Source organism: Enterococcus sp. 2STP (assembly GCF_032465635.1).
Classification (GTDB): domain Bacteria; phylum Bacillota; class Bacilli; order Lactobacillales; family Enterococcaceae; genus Enterococcus_B; species Enterococcus_B lactis.
In genome coordinates, this window is record NZ_JAWDJH010000013.1 from 81,023 (window position 1) to 98,657 (window position 17,635).

The window sequence follows — 17,635 nt, forward strand, 5'->3', positions numbered from 1 at the left end:
AAATTCTTTTAGCCAATCAAACAATGTAACAACTAGTATGGACGCTGAAAACTAGAGTATTCTTCCATAGTTAGCCAAATCCATATTTATTGATTCTACGAAAAGAGGCTGGGACAGAAGCGTTTAACTCCAAGAAATAAGAAGAAATTCACGAAAATTGCTTTTCAAATTTTTGTGAATTTCAGCTTATTTCCGAAGGAGTTGCTTCTGCTTCCGCCGTTTATACGTGTTTAGAGCGTGAGACAAAAGTGTTCTTTACTTTTGTCCCACGCTCTTTTCAATTATAAAGCGGAATTTTATTCTTTTGCTTTCAGTCATATTTAACAAAAAATATTATATTCTGAATAACAAAAATTATTCTATCTAAACTTTTTTATATTTTTGTAAGAATATCCCTGTACAGATAGTTACTATCAATAAACCAATGATTACAGCAAAACTAGATTTTTTACTACTTGTTTTAGGAAGAATGCTTTTTGATTTATTTGTTATCTGTTTAGGTACAGCTCTCTTACTAATATAATTGGTTCTTTGTTCGCTAGATTCCCCTGTATGAGCAAATATTTGCAATTTTTGAGAGAATAGATTTCTAATTTTTTCTCTCTCTGTCTTCTCTGGAAAATTTTTCCACGGTTTTATGTGGTTACCTGGTATAGCTATATTTGTTTTGCCCGGTATATAACTGTTTTTGATGTTATACCCGTCAATCGTCGTACTGTATTCTGGCACGTTGTCTTCCGTTACTGTATAGATGATTTCTTGCCCGTCTTTGTATTTTGGCAGATTTGTGAAACGATAGCGCCAATCATCTTTTTCACTTACTTCTTTATGTTGGATTGGCTGACCGTCGGCTAATAGATTCACTGTGATCGTTGTCGGTCGCTTACCATCTTGATTCTCATTGTCTTCCCATGTTTTTTGTCCTGAGACCTCTTTGGTTTCTGGCACATGGGTATTGGTAATAATGATGTTTCCATCCTTTGTTTGTTTAACTTCATTGGTATAGCCAGCTACTTTGGTCAACTCTTCCACTCGATAAGTGATAGCTTGACCTTTCGCCTTTTCTGCCAATTCGTTCCATGTGGTCGTCCAGTGATTCTCCTCGCTCAGTTCTACTGCTTCGCCTATTTTTTGGTTATTAGCATACAGCTGGACTTGAATACTTTGAGGTCGTAGCCCATCTTGGTTATTTCCATCATCCCATACTTTAGTAGCGCTTAGACTAGTTTTACCCGGTGTATACCTGTTTTTGATGTTATACCCGTCAATTGTCGTACTGTATTCTGGTACGTTGTCTTCCGTTACAGTATAGATGATTTCTTGCCCGTCTTTGTATTTTGGCAGATTCGTGAAACGATAGCGCCAATCATCTTTTTCACTGACTTCTTTGTGTTGGATCGGTTGACCGTCGGCTAATAGATTCACTGTGATCGTCGTCGGTCGTTTGCCGTCTTGATTCTCATTGTCTTCCCATGTTTTTTGTCCTGAAACCTCTTTGGTCTCTGGTACATGAGTATTGGTAATAATGATGTTTCCATCCTTTGTTTGTTTAACTTCATTGGTATAGCCAGCTACTTTGGTCAACTCTTCCACTCGATAAGTGATAGCTTGACCTTTCGCCTTTTCTGCCAATTCGTTCCATGTGGTCGTCCAGTGATTCTCCTCGCTCAGTTCTACTGCTTCGCCTATTTTTTGGTTATTAGCATACAGCTGGACTTGAATACTTTGAGGTCGTAGCCCGTCTTGGTTATTTCCATCATCCCATACTTTAGTAGCACTTAGGCTAGTTTTGCCCGGTGTATAACTGTTTTTGATGTTATACCCGTCAATTGTCGTACTGTATTCTGGTACGTTGTCTTCCGTTACTGTATAGATGATTTCTTGCCCGTCTTTGTATTTTGGCAGATTTGTGAAACGATAGCGCCAATCATCTTTTTCACTGACTTCTTTGTGTTGGATCGGTTGACCGTCGGCTAATAGATTCACTGTGATCGTCGTCGGTCGTTTGCCGTCTTGATTCTCATTGTCTTCCCATGTTTTTTGTCCTGAGACTGAAATGACTTCTTTATTCTCATTGGTAACGACTAGCCCGTTTTCAATTTTTTGATAACCTGAAGGGACGTAATCATTTCCGTTTTGGTCTACTTCTTGCACTTTAAACGTATATTCGTTTCCGCTATCATCATACTGTTGGATATCTTCCCAAGTCACTGAAGTTATTCCATTGTCTAATCGTTTTGTTTCTGCATCAGGAACTGGTTCCCAATTGTTTGTACTTGCTCTGAATAATTTGAAATAAATACTTGGTCTGGGAGTGGTTCCACCGTTCCAAATTTTAGTTGCTGTGATGTTCGTAACCTTTTTCTTGTTATAAATAGGTAAACTGACTCCCTCTGTATCATTTTCGTTTATGGAGAATTTGAGTTCATTTGAACTTAGTGGATCAAAATCAATCCAATTGGGTGCTTCTTTTTCTTTTACAACATAATCTCCTACTTGCAGACCTTTGATACTAACTTCTCCCTGTTCATTCGAAGTCAACAGGATACTAGACTGTCCTTGAATAGGCTGTTCATCTGCTCGTCTTAATTCGAAAGTCACATTTGGGATACCAATCTCTGTGCCATTGATATATTTGAAAATCTTCAATTCGCCTCTAACTGTACCGTTGACTCCACCAGAAGCTGAAATATTTTTAACTGTATGATTGAAACTTTCTCCATCAACAGCAGGTTTATTAACTTCTTTAAACCAAGCTTTCGAATGATTCTCAAAACTTGTTTGTTCTGGTTCTTCTATGATCGTCTTATAACTCACCATTATTGTTCTAAGATTGACAAAGTTTTTTGGTATAGTTATTTCAATGTAATTATCATTTACTGAAAAATCAAATGTAGCACCGGGGAAATCTTGTAAAAATTGTTGGATTCCCTCTTCTCCTCTGTAAACTTTCTGTTCACCTAAGTGTATTTGATTAATTTCAAACGTACTTGGATCTAATCTTTGTCCACTTTGGATTTCATCACTGATTTTAACTGGTTGTTCAACGTAAGTGCCGTCATTGTTAATATTCAAAAACCATCGAATGTGCTCAGTATCTTCAGGAAGCATGTCTCCTGTTTTATAATAAAAAACGCTAGAAGAAGAACCAGAAGCTGGCTTTGTCACATTTACAGTAGCCGTTTTGTCACCGCTCGTCACGGTGAATGGTCCCGTATTTTCTTCACCGGTATCGGTTACGTTTCTGGCCTGTATCTCAAATTGCCCCCAACCTTCTACTGAGTCTATGTTTTTAATATTTTCATTAAATACAACCTGTGCAGAATCTTTTCTGACCGTTAAAGTTCCAACATTTTTATTTTCAATCATTAATGGGATTTCTTTTTGAAATCCTTCACCGCGAATATTTCCTTCACTTGGCCAATTGATCCAAAGATAATCACCTGGCTGGATGTCTTGTTTTTTTTCGTCAAACGAGAATTTTACTTTTATGTTTCCTCCATCTGTAATATTCGTTGAATCCACGGTCAACGAAGTGACATTACTGCTGATATCTCTGCCTGCATCCGCATAGACATGAACAGGAATCAGTGATGTTATATTAGTAATAATAAATAACATTGATAAAATAATATTTCTACACTTTTTCATTTTTTCTATCTCCCCTATTTTAACTAAAAATAAAACCTACCATATCATCTCTCAAAAATCCTTTCTTCAATTCCTCCCCCACTCATTTCCAATCTTTTAACTAAAAAATTGATAGTTATTTTACAAATATTTATAAAAAATAAATATGCCAAAAAACTGTTTTTACAAGGTTTTTCCTAATGTAAATTATTTTTTCGCATATATTCATTTTATTTTACTTATTGCTTTCATTTTTTCAATCTATATTTCCAATTTTTAACTTACAAAAATGCAACGTGCATAAATAACTATAGTTGCATAAAATATTCTTTTAATTAGCATTATTATTTTATAACAGCTGTTTTTATGTTAAGTAAAGAATAAAACACAATATAAAAAATACAGACTTTGTTCAAATAAACGAACTTAGCCTGTATTCTGTGATTGACGCTACTTTTTAATTCATTGAGATGAATAATCCATTTTTATAAATGCCCAAAAGTAATCGGTGCCGAAGCCATTCCTCGACCTAATTCTTTTTCAAATTTTCCTATTGTTGATATCTCCATATAAAACGGTGAGACTGGTTTAGACAATTCTCCCTTGATTGCTAACGGACGTAAACTACGTTCCAAATTATTCATGACTTTAGGATAATACTGACCTTTTTCTAAGCCTGTTTTTGCTTCTATCAGAAGTATACGTTCCTTTTCATTGATCCCTGGATTTAAAACGAGATCATATAATTTTAGTACCATGTTTTCTATTTCTTCACTTTTAGACATCACGATTTCCTCCCAGAAATATATTTCTCCCCACTACATTCTATAAACAAAGTATACGCTATTTTTAATGGTTTTTAAATCACACAGACATAAATAAAAAAGACAGATACCCGATCAGGGTATCTGTCTTTTGCTTTATGCCAGCTATAGGGATCGAACCTACGACCTACGCGTTACGAGTGCGTTGCTCTACCAACTGAGCTAAGCTGGCCTTATCCAAAAGAAATTATATACTCTATTTGGCTGATTGTAAAGAGTTCGATGGAAAATTAGTTTAATTTCATGATATTTTTCATAAAACGTGGTATAATTGATGTGAAAGGCAGGTTTTATGAAAATGGCAACTTTTGGAAAATTTGATACAACTATCGTACCATCGGAAATTGGTGAAAAATTCAAGATCAATACTCACGTAATGTTCACGATTCACGGCAAGCCGCAAACTGGAACGATTTCAAAACAATTGAAAAATTCCGCTGTTGTTGAGATTGATGAAACTGCAGAAAATGCGAACTTGATGACGCAAAGCAAGGGTGTAGTAATCGTTAACTACAAAGAACTTAAAAAGATTTGAATTTGACCATCTCTGCATTTTTGGGATGGTTTTTTTATATACAAACGAAAGCTGTGAAAAAGCTGCTCTGCCTCAAACATTAAAAATGACCAAAAAAGGATGTGACAAAAGTTGTGTCACATCCTTTTTCATTTTCACTTATTTTGTACCAAACAAACGGTCACCCGCATCCCCTAGTCCAGGAACGATATAACCATGTTCATTCAATTTTTCATCTAGAGAAGCTGTATAGATATCAATATCAGGATGCGCTTCTTGCAAAGCTTTTACTCCCTCAGGTGCTGCTACCAAACAAACGAATTTGATGTTCGACGCGCCACGTTCTTTCAATGCATCGATTGCCATGATTGCTGATCCGCCTGTTGCCAACATTGGATCTACTACAAACAACTGACGTGCATCAATGTCTTCTGGAAGTTTGACGAAATATTCATGTGGTTCAAATGTTTCTTCATCTCGATAAAGACCGATATGGCCCACTTTAGCAGCTGGAATCAATTCCAAGATACCATCAACCATTCCGATACCTGCGCGCAAGATTGGAATAATCGCTACTTTTTTACCGGACAACGTTTTTTGTGTTGTTTCAGTGATCGGTGTTTCGATCACGATGTCTTCCAACGGCATATCCCGTGATACTTCATATGCCATCAACATAGCGATTTCATCGACTACTTCACGAAAAACCTTTGTTCCGCAGTTTTTGTCCCGAATAATAGTTAGTTTGTGTTGAATCAATGGATGATCGATCACTTGAAATTTGCCCATTTTTTAAGCTCTCCTTTGTTCTGTCGTTTCTTTTTAATTGTAAAACAAAATCAAGTGATTGACTAGTCAAACTCGCCATTTTTCCTAAGAAAATCCTTTTTTGAAAAGAAGTTTTCCTGCTGACAAGCAAAGCTTATTCTTTTTCCATGATCCAAGAAGTAGATAATGCCATTGCTGCACGCGCTGCCTTTGTTTGATCCATAGCATTTACCATGACGAAATCATGGATGATTCCTTGGAAGCGTACTTGTGTAACAGGAACCCCTGCATCACGAAGTTTGCGTGCATAAGCCTCGCCTTCCTCTCTTAATACATCCGCTTCTCCTGTCAAAATCATTGCTGGAGGTAGATCTTTTAGTTCATTCAGGTCTGCTCTCAAAGGCGAAGCTGTGATTTCAGCACGTTCTTCTTCATTCGTCGTATATTGATCCCAAAACCATCTCATTCCATCTCTCGTCAAAAAATAGTTTTCTCCGAATTCATGATAGGTATCTGTATCAAAATCAGCGTTGGTAACTGGATAATACAGCAATTGTTTAGATATTGGGAGCCCTTTTCGTTCTTTTGTTAAGATCGTCATGACTGTAGCCATGTTACCACCTACTGAATCTCCTGCAACAATTAGATTCTCGAGATCCAGATTTTTTGACTTGGCTAATTTATTCAGCTGTTGCAACACAGCATAATTTTGTTCAATTGCTGTTGGATATTTCGCTTCAGGTGATCGACTATATTCTGGAAAGACAACGACAGAATTCGTGCGGACCGAAAGTTCTCTGATCAATTTATCATGGGTTTGAGCACTGCCAAAGACCCAACCAGCTCCATGGATATAAAAAATAACTGGTAATTTATCTATATTTCCTTCTGGTCGTACAAAACGAATATTGATTTTTCCCCATTCGCCAGTATCTACCATCAAGTCTTCAATATCAACGGAATATTTGTTCACAGGTGATTCTTGTACTTCTTCCAGTAATGCTCTTCCTTCTTCCGGTGCTAGTTCATAGATTCGCGGATGAGGTGCATTTGCATCACTGAATGCTATGGCTTCCTTTTCTAACGAGATACGATCAGTCATGACTTTTCCTCCCTGAGATTTAATGTGAAGACTAAAATTACACCTCATATACTAGAGAGCATCATCGATATTGTCAAAGAATCCGTTTTCTCCAAAAAAATAAACAGAAAAGTCCAGCATTGAACTTTTCTGTTTTATATAGAATTTAAATTTTTATTTTTTGTGCAATGGAAATTTTTCAGTTAATTCGCGTACACCTGTTTTGACTTCGTCTAGTTGAGCATTGTCGCCTTTTGCTTGTAATGCTTTAACAACTAATTCAGCCACTTTTACAGCATCTTCTTCTTTGAATCCGCGAGTAGTGATTGCTGGTGTACCGATTCTGATGCCGCTTGTTTTGAATGGACTTAGTGTTTCAAAAGGAATCGAGTTTTTATTTACCGTGATATTCACACTGTCCAAAATACTCTCTGCTTCTTTTCCATTTATACCTAACTCACGAACATCGATCAGCATCAGATGATTATCTGTCGCTCCTGAAATGACTCTTGTTCCGATTGCTTGATTGAATACTTTGACCATTGCTTTTGCATTGGCAATGATTTGTTCACTATATTCTTTAAATGCAGGATCTAGTGCTTCTTTGAATGCCGCTGCCTTCCCAGCAATCACATGCTCTAGAGGTCCGCCTTGAATACCTGGGAAGACCGCACTATTGATTTTTTTCGCTAATGCTTCATCGTTTGTCAAAATCATGCCGCCTCGAGGTCCGCGCAATGTTTTGTGAGTGGTAGTCGTTGTGATATCTGCATAAGGAACTGGATTAGGATGAAGTCCTGCTGCTACTAATCCTGCGATATGTGCCATATCTACCATCAGTTTTGCGCCTACTTCATCTGCGATTTCTCTGAATTTCGCAAAGTCGATCGTTCGTCCATAAGCACTGGCACCTGCTACAATCAATTTTGGTTGATGTTTTCTAGCTAAAATACGTACCACATTATAATCAATAACTTCTGTTGTCGGATCAACACCGTAAGCAACAAAGTGATAGGTTTTGCCACTGAAGTTGACTGGTGATCCATGTGTTAGATGTCCGCCTGCGGAAAGATCCATTCCTAAGATCGTGTCCCCTGGTTCTACCAAAGCGAGATAAGCAGCCGTGTTGGCTTGAGAGCCGGAGTGAGGTTGGACGTTCGCAAATTTTGCTCCGAATAATTCTTTTGCACGGTCAATCGCTAAATTTTCAACGATGTCGACAAATTCACATCCACCATAATAGCGATGCCCTGGATAACCTTCTGCGTATTTATTTGTCAAAATACTTCCTTGCGCAGCCATCACTGCTTCGGAGACAAAGTTTTCAGAGGCAATCAGCTCCAAATTATGTTCTTGTCTTTCTTCTTCTTTGGCGATCGCAGCCCAAAGATCAGGGTCAAACGTTTTGTAATCTACCACAAACAACAGCTCCTTTTTATTTTCCTACAATTTTATTTTTCCCATCAAAAACAAATTGCCAAATATTCGTATCTCTTCTATTTACACTTCGTTTTTCGTTCACTGATAGAAGATTTACTTGATAGCATTGTATCATACTAAAAGAATGCGGCAATAACCAATTGATCATTTTTCAAAATAATTTTGCCCAGCTGCTTTTTTCAAGCGATTCATATAAGCATTCCCCAATCCAGTTTCTGGATATACTTGTACAAAAATCAAATCTAATCCAAGTGTTGGTTCATCTAATCCTCTTAGACCTGCAAACAATCCTTTAGCCGCCGCTTCTACTGAGTTGTCGTTATACATATAAACAGCTGCAGTATCTGTCCGCACTTGATCCGCAATTTCGGGGCTTGCTATGACACCTGCACGGATCTTCTTGTTTTTTGCCCATTGAACTGCAATTGACCAATCGCCATCTCTGACCATCAGAACACGTGTATCGGGTGAGTAGTGTTTGTATTTCATCCCAGGCGCTTTTGGTGTTTCATTCTCTTTTACAAGATGCTGATCAACAGCAACAGGAGATCCGATGACTGCTTCGATTTGTTCTTTCGTTACTGCACCTGGTCGTAAGATCATAGGCATGGCTGTTGGATCACTTAAATCAAGAACAGTGGATTCTACACCAATTCGCGTAGCTCCATCCTCAATGATCCCGGTAATTTTTCCTTGTAGATCATGGAATACATGATCTGCAGTTGTCGGACTTGGTTTTCCCGACGTATTTGCACTTGGACCGACAAGCGGAACCCCTGAAAGTTCGATTACTTCTAGTGTTTTTTTGTTATCCGGCATACGAAATGCAGCTGTGGATAATCCTCCTGTTACAACTGAGGGCAAGGTGTCTTTTTTGATTTTAAATATCAAAGTTAGTGGTCCAGGCCAGAAGTTCTTCACAATCTTCTCTGTTTCTGGATGAAAGTTGTCCACATACTCTTTTACTTGTTCAAAAGAGGCGACATGGACGATTAATGGATTGTCTTGAGGTCTTCCTTTTACAGAAAACACTTTCTTGACAGTATTTGGCAATAGAGCATTGGCGCCCAATCCATACACTGTTTCAGTAGGAAAAGCAACAAGTTCTCCTGCTTTCAGTGCTTTGGCTGCCTCTTTTAATTCAGTTTCATCATAACGTTTCGTTTCCACAGTTTATCCACAACCCCTTTTTCATACATTCTTGTTTTATCCAACTTTATCCTCAAGTTTTCCACTGACTGTGGATAATTCGTTTGTCAATAGTGGATAAACTTGTTGATAAGCCAAAAAGTCGTTTACATCCTTGTCAAATTAGTGTTTTTTTATAATAAAAAAACAAATAAAAATTTTTTCATCCACAACTTCAACTGTAGACTTGGATCATTCGTTCATTACCAAAAAGATCCTTTTTTATCGCTACTTTTTTATCTGGAAATGCTTGCTGAAATATTTTTTTTACTGCTTCACCTTGGCGAAATCCGATTTCTAAAAAAATCGTTCCATTTGGTTTTAGTACGCTTGGTGCTTCAACTGCTATTTTTTCATAAACAGCTAATCCATCGTTCTCCGCAAAAAGGGCCATCTTAGGTTCGAATGACCGGACACTTTCATCCATCAGTTCCCATTCATTCCGACTGATGTACGGCGGATTAGAAATAATCACATCAAATCGCCGATCCTGTACTGGTTCCAATGTATTCCCATGGTAAAAACTGATTTTCGTTCCTTCGTGCTGAGCATTTTCTTTCGCGACTTCTAACGCTTCTTCAGAAAGATCTACAGCAGATACATGCCAATTTTTTCTTGCTGCTTTCAAACTAATAGCAATCGCCCCAGTACCTGTCCCAATATCTATCACTTCCAATGGTACATCAGGCGTCTCGTCTAAACACCACTCCACTAACTCTTCTGTTTCTGGTCGAGGAATCAGTGTTGCTTCGGTTACCTTCAACCGATGATCATAAAAATCTGCATATCCTAGCAAATACTGAGGCGGATGATCTGCAAGCAGAAGTCGCAGATCTGTTTCGATCAACTGTTGTTCTTCTTCTGAAATCTCTTCGTTCATATGAAGGAGCCAATCAAGTTTTTTCCATTGTTTCCGTTCCAAAAATAAAAATTGGATACTGTATGCTTCTTTTCCATGATCCTCTAAAAAAGAAGAAGCCCGTGACAGGACTTCTCGATAGGTCATTTTACCCATTTTGCATAGCTTCCAGTTTTGATGTTTGATCATACATGATCAATGCATCAACGATTTCATCTAATTTCCCTGCTAAAATCTGATCTAATTTTTGGATAGTTAATCCGATACGGTGATCAGTCACGCGATTTTGCGGGAAATTATATGTCCGAATCCGTTCTGAACGATCCCCAGTTCCGACTGCTGATTTTCGATTGGCATCATATTCACTTTGTGCTTCTTGTTGGATCTTATCATACACACGAGCACGCAAGATTTTCATTGCTTTTTCACGGTTCTTGATCTGAGAACGTTCATCCTGCATAGCAACGACGATCCCTGTTGGTAAGTGAGTCAAACGTACAGCAGATGCTGTTTTATTGACGTGCTGTCCGCCAGCACCTGAAGCATGATAGATATCTGTGCGGATATCTTTGTCTTCAATATCGATCTCTACTTCTTCAGCTTCTGGCATCACGACAACTGTTGCTGTGGAAGTATGGATACGCCCTTGCGATTCAGTTGAAGGAACACGTTGGACACGGTGTGCACCACTTTCATATTTTAATTTCGAATAAACATTCTCTCCGGTAATCATCATGATCACTTCTTTGTATCCACCGATTCCGGTAACGTTCGCTTCCATCACTTCTGTTTTCCAACCTTGCGCTTCAGCATACTTTTGGTACATATTGAAAAGATCACCCGCGAATAAGGCTGCTTCGTCTCCACCTGCTGCTCCACGGATTTCCATGATGATATTTTTATCGTCATTTGGATCTTTTGGTAAAAGCAGGATCTTGATTTTTTCTTCTAAGACTTCTTTTTCTTTTTTTAATTCAGATAATTCTTCTTTTGCTAGTTCAGCCATTTCATCATCCAGTTTTTCACCAAGCAGTTCTTCTGTATCGGTGATTCCTTGTACTACTTCTTTATAACGACGATAAACTTCGACTGTTTCGCGCGTGTTTGCTTCTTCTTTTGAAAGCTGCATAAAGCGCTTTGTATCAGAAATCACTTCTGGGTCACTTAAAAGTTCTCCAAGCTCTTCATAACGGTCTTCAATTGATTGTAATTGATCGTACATGCTTATTCTCCTTCTGTAATCATTGATGGATGAAAGTAATGTTTTCGACAAACGGGGTAATAAGCTTCATTTCCGCCAATTTGCACTTGATCGCCTTCATAAACAGGTTTCCCATCAATATAATGTAAATTCATGATTGCTTTTTTGTGGCAGAACCAACAGATCGTTTTCATTTCTTCAATCTTGTCTGCGTAAAGCAATAAATATTTTGATCCTTCAAATAACTCGTTTCGAAAATCATTTTTCAAACCAAACGCCATAACCGGAATATCCAATTCATCCACGATTCTCGTAAAAGCAATGACATGTTTCTTTTTTAAGAACTGCGCTTCATCGATCAGCACACAATAGGGTTTGCTTTCCATGTTCTGAATCACGTCAAATACGTCTGTTTCTTCAAATATCGGCATTGCTTCACGTTTCAGTCCGATTCGGCTTGAAACAACGCCTAAACCATCTCTTGTATCAATACCGCTTGTCATCAAGACAACTGGTTTGTTTTGTTCTTCATAATTATGAGCGACTTTTAGGATCTCGATCGTCTTGCCGCTATTCATTGCGCCATACTTAAAAAATAGTTGTGCCATGCTCTTTTTCACCTTCCAGTTTGTTCCTATGGTATTATACTTGATTTTCAACATTTTTTACAGTGAGAATTTTCATCAAGCACAGATTATCGTTCAAATCCCTTGCTTACTTTTGTTCCAACTTTTTGACAAGAACTAAATAAGGCGATCCATTTCTCTCATCTTTCTGGAAAAATTTCTGTCCTTGAAAATTCTTAGGAGTTATAAAAATAAGTACATCCGCTAAATACTTTCTTTTTGAATTGAGTATAGCATGTTTTCTTTCTTTTCACGTGCTATAATAAGTTAAAATTCCAAAGTTTTATGTAAGGAGCTATTTGATGACAAAAAATATTTTTGATTCCATCGCTAACCATTATGATTCCCCTGACCGTCAAGCATTAGCCAAGATTATTCGCGAAGAACTAGCTACTTATCTACCGCGCGACAGCCACCAAAAAGTTCTGCTGGATTACGGAGGCGGAACTGGGCTTGTGAGTTTACCGCTTGCGGAAAGATTCAAAGAACTGATCATTGCCGATGCTTCAGAAACTATGTTGAAAATGGCAGAAGAAAAGATCCAAGCAGCAGATCTGAAAAATGTCCACACGATCCACGCTGATGCCTCTGTCGAATTTCCTGCTGTCCAAGCAGATGTGATCCTTCTATCACTCGTACTTTTGCACATTCCTGATACAGAGACTATTCTCATGAAACTTTTCGAACTTTTAGCTCCTGGCGGTCAACTGATTATTGTAGATTTTGACAAGAATGAACAAATCAGTCATCCGAAAGTCCATAATGGTTTTATTCAAGAAGAATTGAACGATCGATTGAAAAAAACTGGCTTTGTCTCTACTGCTAGTCATACTTTTCATCGTGGAGAAAAGCTATTCATGAATAAACATGCGTCGCTTTTCTTATCCATCAGCCAAAAAGATTAAAAAGAAGCTGTGACAAAAATATGTCACAGCTTCTTTTTTCGTTTAAACGGTGTTCCAAAAGCAGCTTCTTATTTCTTGAAGCTGACCACTTCTGTCACAACCTCTTCTTTTTATTTTTTCATCAAATGATTTTGATTTCTGAAAGAGGCCAGTAGCGGAAAACAACTTTGCCTTGGATCATATCTTTGTCGACTAACCCAAACATTCGGCTGTCTTTTGAAATCAAACGGTTATCCCCCAGAACAAGATACTTTCCTTTCGGCACAGTATATTCAAAATCGCTCGTAAAGGTAGAGGCGCTTTCTGCTTGTGCTTGGAACCCTGAACTATAAGCATACTCTCCTTGTAACTTATCTTCTGAAAATTCTTTTTTGAACTTATCTAGATAAGGCTCATCATACTTTTTGCCATTAATGGTCAATTGGTCATTTTCCATCTTGACTGTGTCCCCAGGCATACCAATGATTCGTTTAACGATCATTCGTTCTTCATCCCCTGGTTCCTTCGTAGTAATGATGTCCATTCGTTCATAGTTCGAGATTTTAGATGAAATCAGTCGTTGTCCATCACTTAATGTAGGGTCCATCGAATGTCCGTTTACAGTGACTGGTGTAAACACGTACACTCTAGCTAATAAAATAGCCGCTAATACAAGGATCAGGATCCCCCAATTTTTCAAAAATTCTTTCACAGCTTACCTCCTACTTATATTTCCTCGTTATTTATTACATTTTTTTACGATATTTCGTTGTACTCTCTTTATTCTACAATGTTTATAAATGAAAGGAAAGAATAAGTGACGTGTTCGTTCTATTTTTCTCGTTATATAAAAAAGGGACACGACAAAAGTCATGTCACATCCCCTTATGAATGTCTTCTTCTTTGGCTTCGACTATAAACAACTTGTTCTTCTTGTGATTGTGCTTTTTTTGCAATTAATTTCAGGCGATAAGGCTCATGATAACGCAACCCATCTTTGACAAAATCACCGCCAACGATGAACAATCCGACAGGTTCCAATGTGTCTTCTGTTGAGCTCAGTCGAATGGTCCCTACTTTTTCCATGTCCGAGTAGCTTCGTCCAATATTTAGAACATACTCTTTCTCACCTGTTTTCTTGACATAGTAATAAGGATACAACGTATTTCTATCGACAAGAAACCCATCCATGCGACCGAGTTCATTTGTTTTGATCTCACCATTTCCAATCAAATACCGCATATTCTCGGCTAATTTCAATTGGTAATCTTCGTCATACGAAACCATGACCTCTTGTGTATTCACTTTATCGATCGAATTTCCATTATTGATCGTTTCTTCTGTCTGGATGTTGAACGCTTCATCAGGCAAATACTTCACAAAAAGCTGCGTGACATCGGCTTTCGTGTTTTTATCTAAAAAGTAATAAAATACATTTAAAACAGTAAAATAAACAAGCACTAGAAATGCAAGTCCATATAAGAAAAATTGAAGATAATTTTGGTTTTGCCAAAGTCCATAAACAATTCTCAATAAATAAAGCGTGGGGATCACACTTAAAATCGTATATCCACGGTTAAGATATTTAGGACTGATGTCTAAATAGCCAAGGAATTTATGCACCCCGTTGATAAGGTCTAGTAAAAATGTCATTGAGAATCACCTGCTTGCTGGTTATACGTTTGGGTATTTCCTGAATCTTGGTTTTGCTGTGCTGTACGTGCTGCATCATCATTTTGCGTGTTATCATCTACAGTCGTACTGCTTGGTATCGTTTCGGAGCTAGCACTTGTATCCGGACTTGTACTTGGATTGGTTGAATCCGATGGAGTGCCATCTGGTACCGTATTACTTGTTTCGCTTGAGCTGTCAGTTGTATATGTCTCATCATACGACGAACTAGTTGTTGTATCGTCCCATGTACTTGTCGTAGTGGTTTCATTCAAACTTTCCGTTGTTGTTGGTTCAGATGTCGAGACTGAAGTAGTTGGTGTTGTTTCTTCTACAGTACTAGAACTTGAACTTGGTGCACGGTAGCTGGAACTATTCACAATACCTGTAGTAGTCGCGACAATCGTCGAGATTGTTAATACAGCGATTGGCTTCAAAATAGGTGCTACTTTTCGCATCTTATCTCTTCCTTCATTGAAATTTATTCTTGTTTCCTTACTTTACTACGGACAAATTATACAGTCTACCTTATTTCTACCATAAATTCTTTATTTTTTTCTTACGTTTTTCCGAAAGATTTCTTTAATTTTCATCAAAAACTACGGTCGATGTTTTTAAGTAAGCTTTTGCTTCCCGATTGATTTTTTTCAGATCACATCCTTGCTGCTTGGCAGCGAACACGCAACCACAATAACATTGGCGATAGATATCATACTCTTTGCACATTTGCAAAGAGCGTTCATAGCCTTTGTTTTTCTTGAAATCACTTGGCAAATATTGTGTCCCGTAAATCTTTTGGATATCCATTCCGATTTGATTGATCAAGGCGGCATTTTTCTTTGGTGAGATCGTCAGGGCACTTCCAAAGTAATCGTATCCTAGTTCTTGCGCTTTTTGCGCAACAAGATCTAATCGCATATTGAAGCATGCACTACAGCGAGCACCACCTTCTTTTTCGTCTTCAAGATGGTTTGTTAAAACCATTTTGGTGAATTCACTTGGACGGTATTCATCAACAATCAGCGCTACATGATGGTCAGTTTTCTCATTAAATTGGTCTACAAATCGTTTTTGTTCATGTAATCTCCGCAAATACTCACTTTTAGGATGGATATTCGAATTTGAAAAAAATAACGTGATATCTGCATATTGAGACATGAATTCCAACGTGTGCGTACTGCAAGGAGCACAGCATGTATGTATTAATATCTTAGGCTTTACTTCTTCTTTCTCCCATTGCATGATCATTTTTTTCAGAACTGTATCATAATTTATTTTTTGATTTTTCATTTTTTCTACGATTTGTTGGGCATTGATCAATTTGTTATTCCTCCTCCTTCTTTTTTCTAGGATTTGCTTTATTATAAGCCATTTCTATTTTAATCGAAAGCTGTATTGTTATCTGTTCAATAATTTCTTTGAGTATTCCTGATTCCCCTTGTATACTGGTAGAAACGACTATTGTTAGGAGGATAGTACTGTGCATGTTGATTTATTCTTTCAAAGGCTGCAGCGGCGAGGACAAAAGTTTGCTGCCAATCATTTCTCATCGATCCAAATCATCGTTTTTTATTATATATTGATGACGGTCTTATCACTCGTTCTATTTTATCTGCCGATTTTTCGCGAACCAGATAGCCATGTTTCTTTTGTGGACATGCTGTTCATGGCAATCAGTACAGTGAGTGTGACTGGACTATCGACTTTTGATATCAATTCTGTGTTCAATGATAACGGCATTATACTGCTGGAAATATTATTTCAAGTTGGTGGTTTGGGGATCATGATGATTTCTACTGCTTTTGTCATTTTTTCTAAACGACGAATCACATTGAAACAGCGGCAGCTGATCATGACGGATATGAATCAACCGCGTTTGTCTGGTATCGTCCGACTGATTCGGATCACTTTTGCTATTTTAATCTGGTTTCAATTACTTTTTGGGACATTCTTTTCTATTTATTTTTATTATAGAGGCTATTTTGATCGTTGGCGTGATGCCGTTTTTTATGGTTTTTATCAGGCGATATCGGCTGTCACGAACTCTGGATTTGACGTCACTGGGGATTCCATCAAGCCCTTTGCACATGACTATTTTTTCTTGATTCTGATCATGTTTTTGATTTTTGTCGGCGGAATTGGTTTTCCTGTATTGATGGAGTGCCGGGAGTGGCTATTATATAAACGTTCCAGTGCAAAGCTTCCATTTCGTTTTTCCTTGTTTACCAAATTAGCTGTGTTGGCTTTTGTCATCTTGTTTGTTTCGGGAACTATCTTAATTTATCTATTGGAAAAAGACCATTTGTTCCAAGATTCCAGTATGAGTGTCAAATGGATCAATTCGATGTTTTATTCGATCACGACTCGTAATGCCGGTCTCCAGATTCACGATTTGGGTGATTTTCAGATCACGACACTGATTATTTTTTCTTTACTGATGTTTATCGGATGCAGTCCTAGTTCTGTAGGAGGCGGGATACGAACAACTACTGTAGCGATCATCGGTTTGTATCTATACTCCTTCCTCAAGAGTGAGGATAATATCAATATTTTTGGACGAAGAATCGAACAAGATGATGTGCGAAAGTCAGTCGTTGTCTTTATGCTTTCTCTTGGTATGTGTTTCTTTTGTATCGTTTTTTTATCTGCTACAGAGGAACAAACACTGATCTCGATCATCGTCGAAGTAACTTCTGCTTTTGGAACAACTGGTTTGTCCTTAGGGATTACCGGCGACTTGTCTGTTGTAGGGAAAATCACGATTGCTGCCCTGATGTTTATTGGGCGGATTGGGATGCTGTATACATTGATGCTGTTCGTACCAAAAGAAACCCGAGATCTGGGCTATGAATATCCAAGTGAGAAAATCATTATTGGTTAATAATGAAAAGACCGATGAGGAGTAATAAAATCACAGCAGCTTGAAACAATCATTTTGTTTCAAGCTGT

Annotated in this window: 16 protein-coding genes and 1 tRNA gene; 3 read left to right on the plus strand and 14 right to left on the minus strand. The window is 37.8% G+C overall.

Annotated elements, in window-relative coordinates:
- Positions 1-363 precede the first annotated feature (363 nt).
- The 3 genes from RWU19_RS04450 to RWU19_RS04460 form a co-directional block, all read right to left on the minus strand.
- On the minus strand, positions 364-3,651 hold the full coding sequence (locus RWU19_RS04450; RefSeq protein WP_185022578.1) for a Cna B-type domain-containing protein: 3,288 nt from the start codon (positions 3,649-3,651) through the stop codon (positions 364-366).
- 464 nt (positions 3,652-4,115) lie between these two features.
- A complete protein-coding gene (locus RWU19_RS04455; RefSeq protein ID WP_123837644.1) occupies positions 4,116-4,415 on the minus strand; it encodes a bacteriocin immunity protein in 300 nt (99 codons plus the stop codon).
- A gap of 138 nt (positions 4,416-4,553) precedes the next feature.
- Positions 4,554-4,626 (minus strand) — tRNA-Thr (locus tag RWU19_RS04460).
- A 120-nt stretch (positions 4,627-4,746) separates the two neighbouring features.
- On the opposite strand from RWU19_RS04460, the gene RWU19_RS04465 reads away from it, so the two are divergent.
- On the plus strand, positions 4,747-4,989 hold the full coding sequence (locus RWU19_RS04465; RefSeq protein WP_002291542.1) for a hypothetical protein: 243 nt from the start codon (positions 4,747-4,749) through the stop codon (positions 4,987-4,989).
- 138 nt (positions 4,990-5,127) lie between these two features.
- On the opposite strand, the gene upp is transcribed toward RWU19_RS04465, so the two are convergent.
- The 7 genes from upp to RWU19_RS04500 form a co-directional block, all read right to left on the minus strand.
- Positions 5,128-5,757, minus strand: a complete 630-nt coding sequence (gene upp / locus RWU19_RS04470; RefSeq protein ID WP_002291540.1) for a uracil phosphoribosyltransferase — start codon at positions 5,755-5,757, stop codon at positions 5,128-5,130.
- A gap of 133 nt (positions 5,758-5,890) precedes the next feature.
- A complete protein-coding gene (locus RWU19_RS04475; RefSeq protein WP_033650198.1) occupies positions 5,891-6,838 on the minus strand; it encodes an alpha/beta hydrolase in 948 nt (315 codons plus the stop codon).
- 153 nt (positions 6,839-6,991) lie between these two features.
- The gene (gene glyA / locus RWU19_RS04480) at positions 6,992-8,236 is read right to left on the minus strand and encodes a serine hydroxymethyltransferase (protein WP_002291533.1); all 1,245 of its coding nucleotides are present in this window, start codon (positions 8,234-8,236) and stop codon (positions 6,992-6,994) included.
- 165 nt (positions 8,237-8,401) lie between these two features.
- A complete protein-coding gene (locus tag RWU19_RS04485) occupies positions 8,402-9,427 on the minus strand; it encodes an L-threonylcarbamoyladenylate synthase (protein ID WP_123837646.1) in 1,026 nt (341 codons plus the stop codon).
- 193 nt (positions 9,428-9,620) lie between these two features.
- Positions 9,621-10,460 (minus strand): peptide chain release factor N(5)-glutamine methyltransferase, encoded by an 840-nt coding sequence (gene prmC, locus RWU19_RS04490; RefSeq protein ID WP_002291522.1) that lies wholly within the window; start codon positions 10,458-10,460, stop codon positions 9,621-9,623.
- On the minus strand, positions 10,453-11,526 hold the full coding sequence (gene prfA / locus RWU19_RS04495) for a peptide chain release factor 1 (protein ID WP_002291519.1): 1,074 nt from the start codon (positions 11,524-11,526) through the stop codon (positions 10,453-10,455). Before prfA ends, prmC begins: the two co-directional genes overlap by 8 nt.
- A 2-nt stretch (positions 11,527-11,528) precedes the next feature.
- On the minus strand, positions 11,529-12,113 hold the full coding sequence (locus tag RWU19_RS04500; protein ID WP_002291517.1) for a thymidine kinase: 585 nt from the start codon (positions 12,111-12,113) through the stop codon (positions 11,529-11,531).
- Positions 12,114-12,433: 320 nt separating this feature from the next.
- On the opposite strand from RWU19_RS04500, the gene RWU19_RS04505 reads away from it, so the two are divergent.
- Positions 12,434-13,036 (plus strand): class I SAM-dependent methyltransferase, encoded by a 603-nt coding sequence (locus RWU19_RS04505; RefSeq protein ID WP_123837647.1) that lies wholly within the window; start codon positions 12,434-12,436, stop codon positions 13,034-13,036.
- Between the two features lie 121 nt (positions 13,037-13,157).
- Here RWU19_RS04505 and lepB read toward each other — a convergent pair whose 3' ends face one another.
- The 4 genes from lepB to RWU19_RS04525 all read right to left on the minus strand — a co-directional run bounded on the left by lepB (position 13,158) and on the right by RWU19_RS04525 (position 16,006).
- Positions 13,158-13,727, minus strand: a complete 570-nt coding sequence (lepB, locus tag RWU19_RS04510) for a signal peptidase I (RefSeq protein ID WP_002316795.1) — start codon at positions 13,725-13,727, stop codon at positions 13,158-13,160.
- A 173-nt stretch (positions 13,728-13,900) separates the two neighbouring features.
- Positions 13,901-14,668, minus strand: coding sequence for a DUF6681 family protein (locus RWU19_RS04515; RefSeq protein ID WP_002291511.1), 768 nt, complete (start codon positions 14,666-14,668; stop codon positions 13,901-13,903).
- Complete coding sequence (locus tag RWU19_RS04520; RefSeq protein WP_002294107.1) at positions 14,665-15,144, minus strand: hypothetical protein; 480 nt, start codon at positions 15,142-15,144, stop codon at positions 14,665-14,667. Before RWU19_RS04520 ends, RWU19_RS04515 begins: the two co-directional genes overlap by 4 nt.
- Before the next feature lie 124 nt (positions 15,145-15,268).
- Positions 15,269-16,006 carry an epoxyqueuosine reductase QueH gene (locus RWU19_RS04525; RefSeq protein ID WP_070770169.1) on the minus strand — a complete coding sequence of 246 codons (738 nt, stop codon included), beginning with the start codon at positions 16,004-16,006 and terminating at the stop codon, positions 15,269-15,271.
- Positions 16,007-16,166: 160 nt separating this feature from the next.
- On the opposite strand from RWU19_RS04525, the gene RWU19_RS04530 reads away from it, so the two are divergent.
- Complete coding sequence (locus tag RWU19_RS04530; RefSeq protein WP_070703963.1) at positions 16,167-17,567, plus strand: TrkH family potassium uptake protein; 1,401 nt, start codon at positions 16,167-16,169, stop codon at positions 17,565-17,567.
- Positions 17,568-17,635: the final 68 nt, after the last annotated feature.

Coding starts and splice junctions, on each gene's coding strand:
- RWU19_RS04450 (WP_185022578.1), bottom strand. CDS start 3,651: ATGAAAAAGTGTAGAAATATTATTTTATCAATGTTATTTATTATTACT.
- RWU19_RS04455 (WP_123837644.1), bottom strand. CDS start 4,415: ATGTCTAAAAGTGAAGAAATAGAAAACATGGTACTAAAATTATATGAT.
- RWU19_RS04465 (WP_002291542.1), top strand. CDS start 4,747: ATGAAAATGGCAACTTTTGGAAAATTTGATACAACTATCGTACCATCG.
- upp (WP_002291540.1), bottom strand. CDS start 5,757: ATGGGCAAATTTCAAGTGATCGATCATCCATTGATTCAACACAAACTA.
- RWU19_RS04475 (WP_033650198.1), bottom strand. CDS start 6,838: ATGACTGATCGTATCTCGTTAGAAAAGGAAGCCATAGCATTCAGTGAT.
- prmC (WP_002291522.1), bottom strand. CDS start 10,460: ATGGGTAAAATGACCTATCGAGAAGTCCTGTCACGGGCTTCTTCTTTT.
- prfA (WP_002291519.1), bottom strand. CDS start 11,526: ATGTACGATCAATTACAATCAATTGAAGACCGTTATGAAGAGCTTGGA.
- RWU19_RS04500 (WP_002291517.1), bottom strand. CDS start 12,113: ATGGCACAACTATTTTTTAAGTATGGCGCAATGAATAGCGGCAAGACG.
- RWU19_RS04505 (WP_123837647.1), top strand. CDS start 12,434: ATGACAAAAAATATTTTTGATTCCATCGCTAACCATTATGATTCCCCT.
- RWU19_RS04515 (WP_002291511.1), bottom strand. CDS start 14,668: ATGACATTTTTACTAGACCTTATCAACGGGGTGCATAAATTCCTTGGC.
- RWU19_RS04520 (WP_002294107.1), bottom strand. CDS start 15,144: ATGCGAAAAGTAGCACCTATTTTGAAGCCAATCGCTGTATTAACAATC.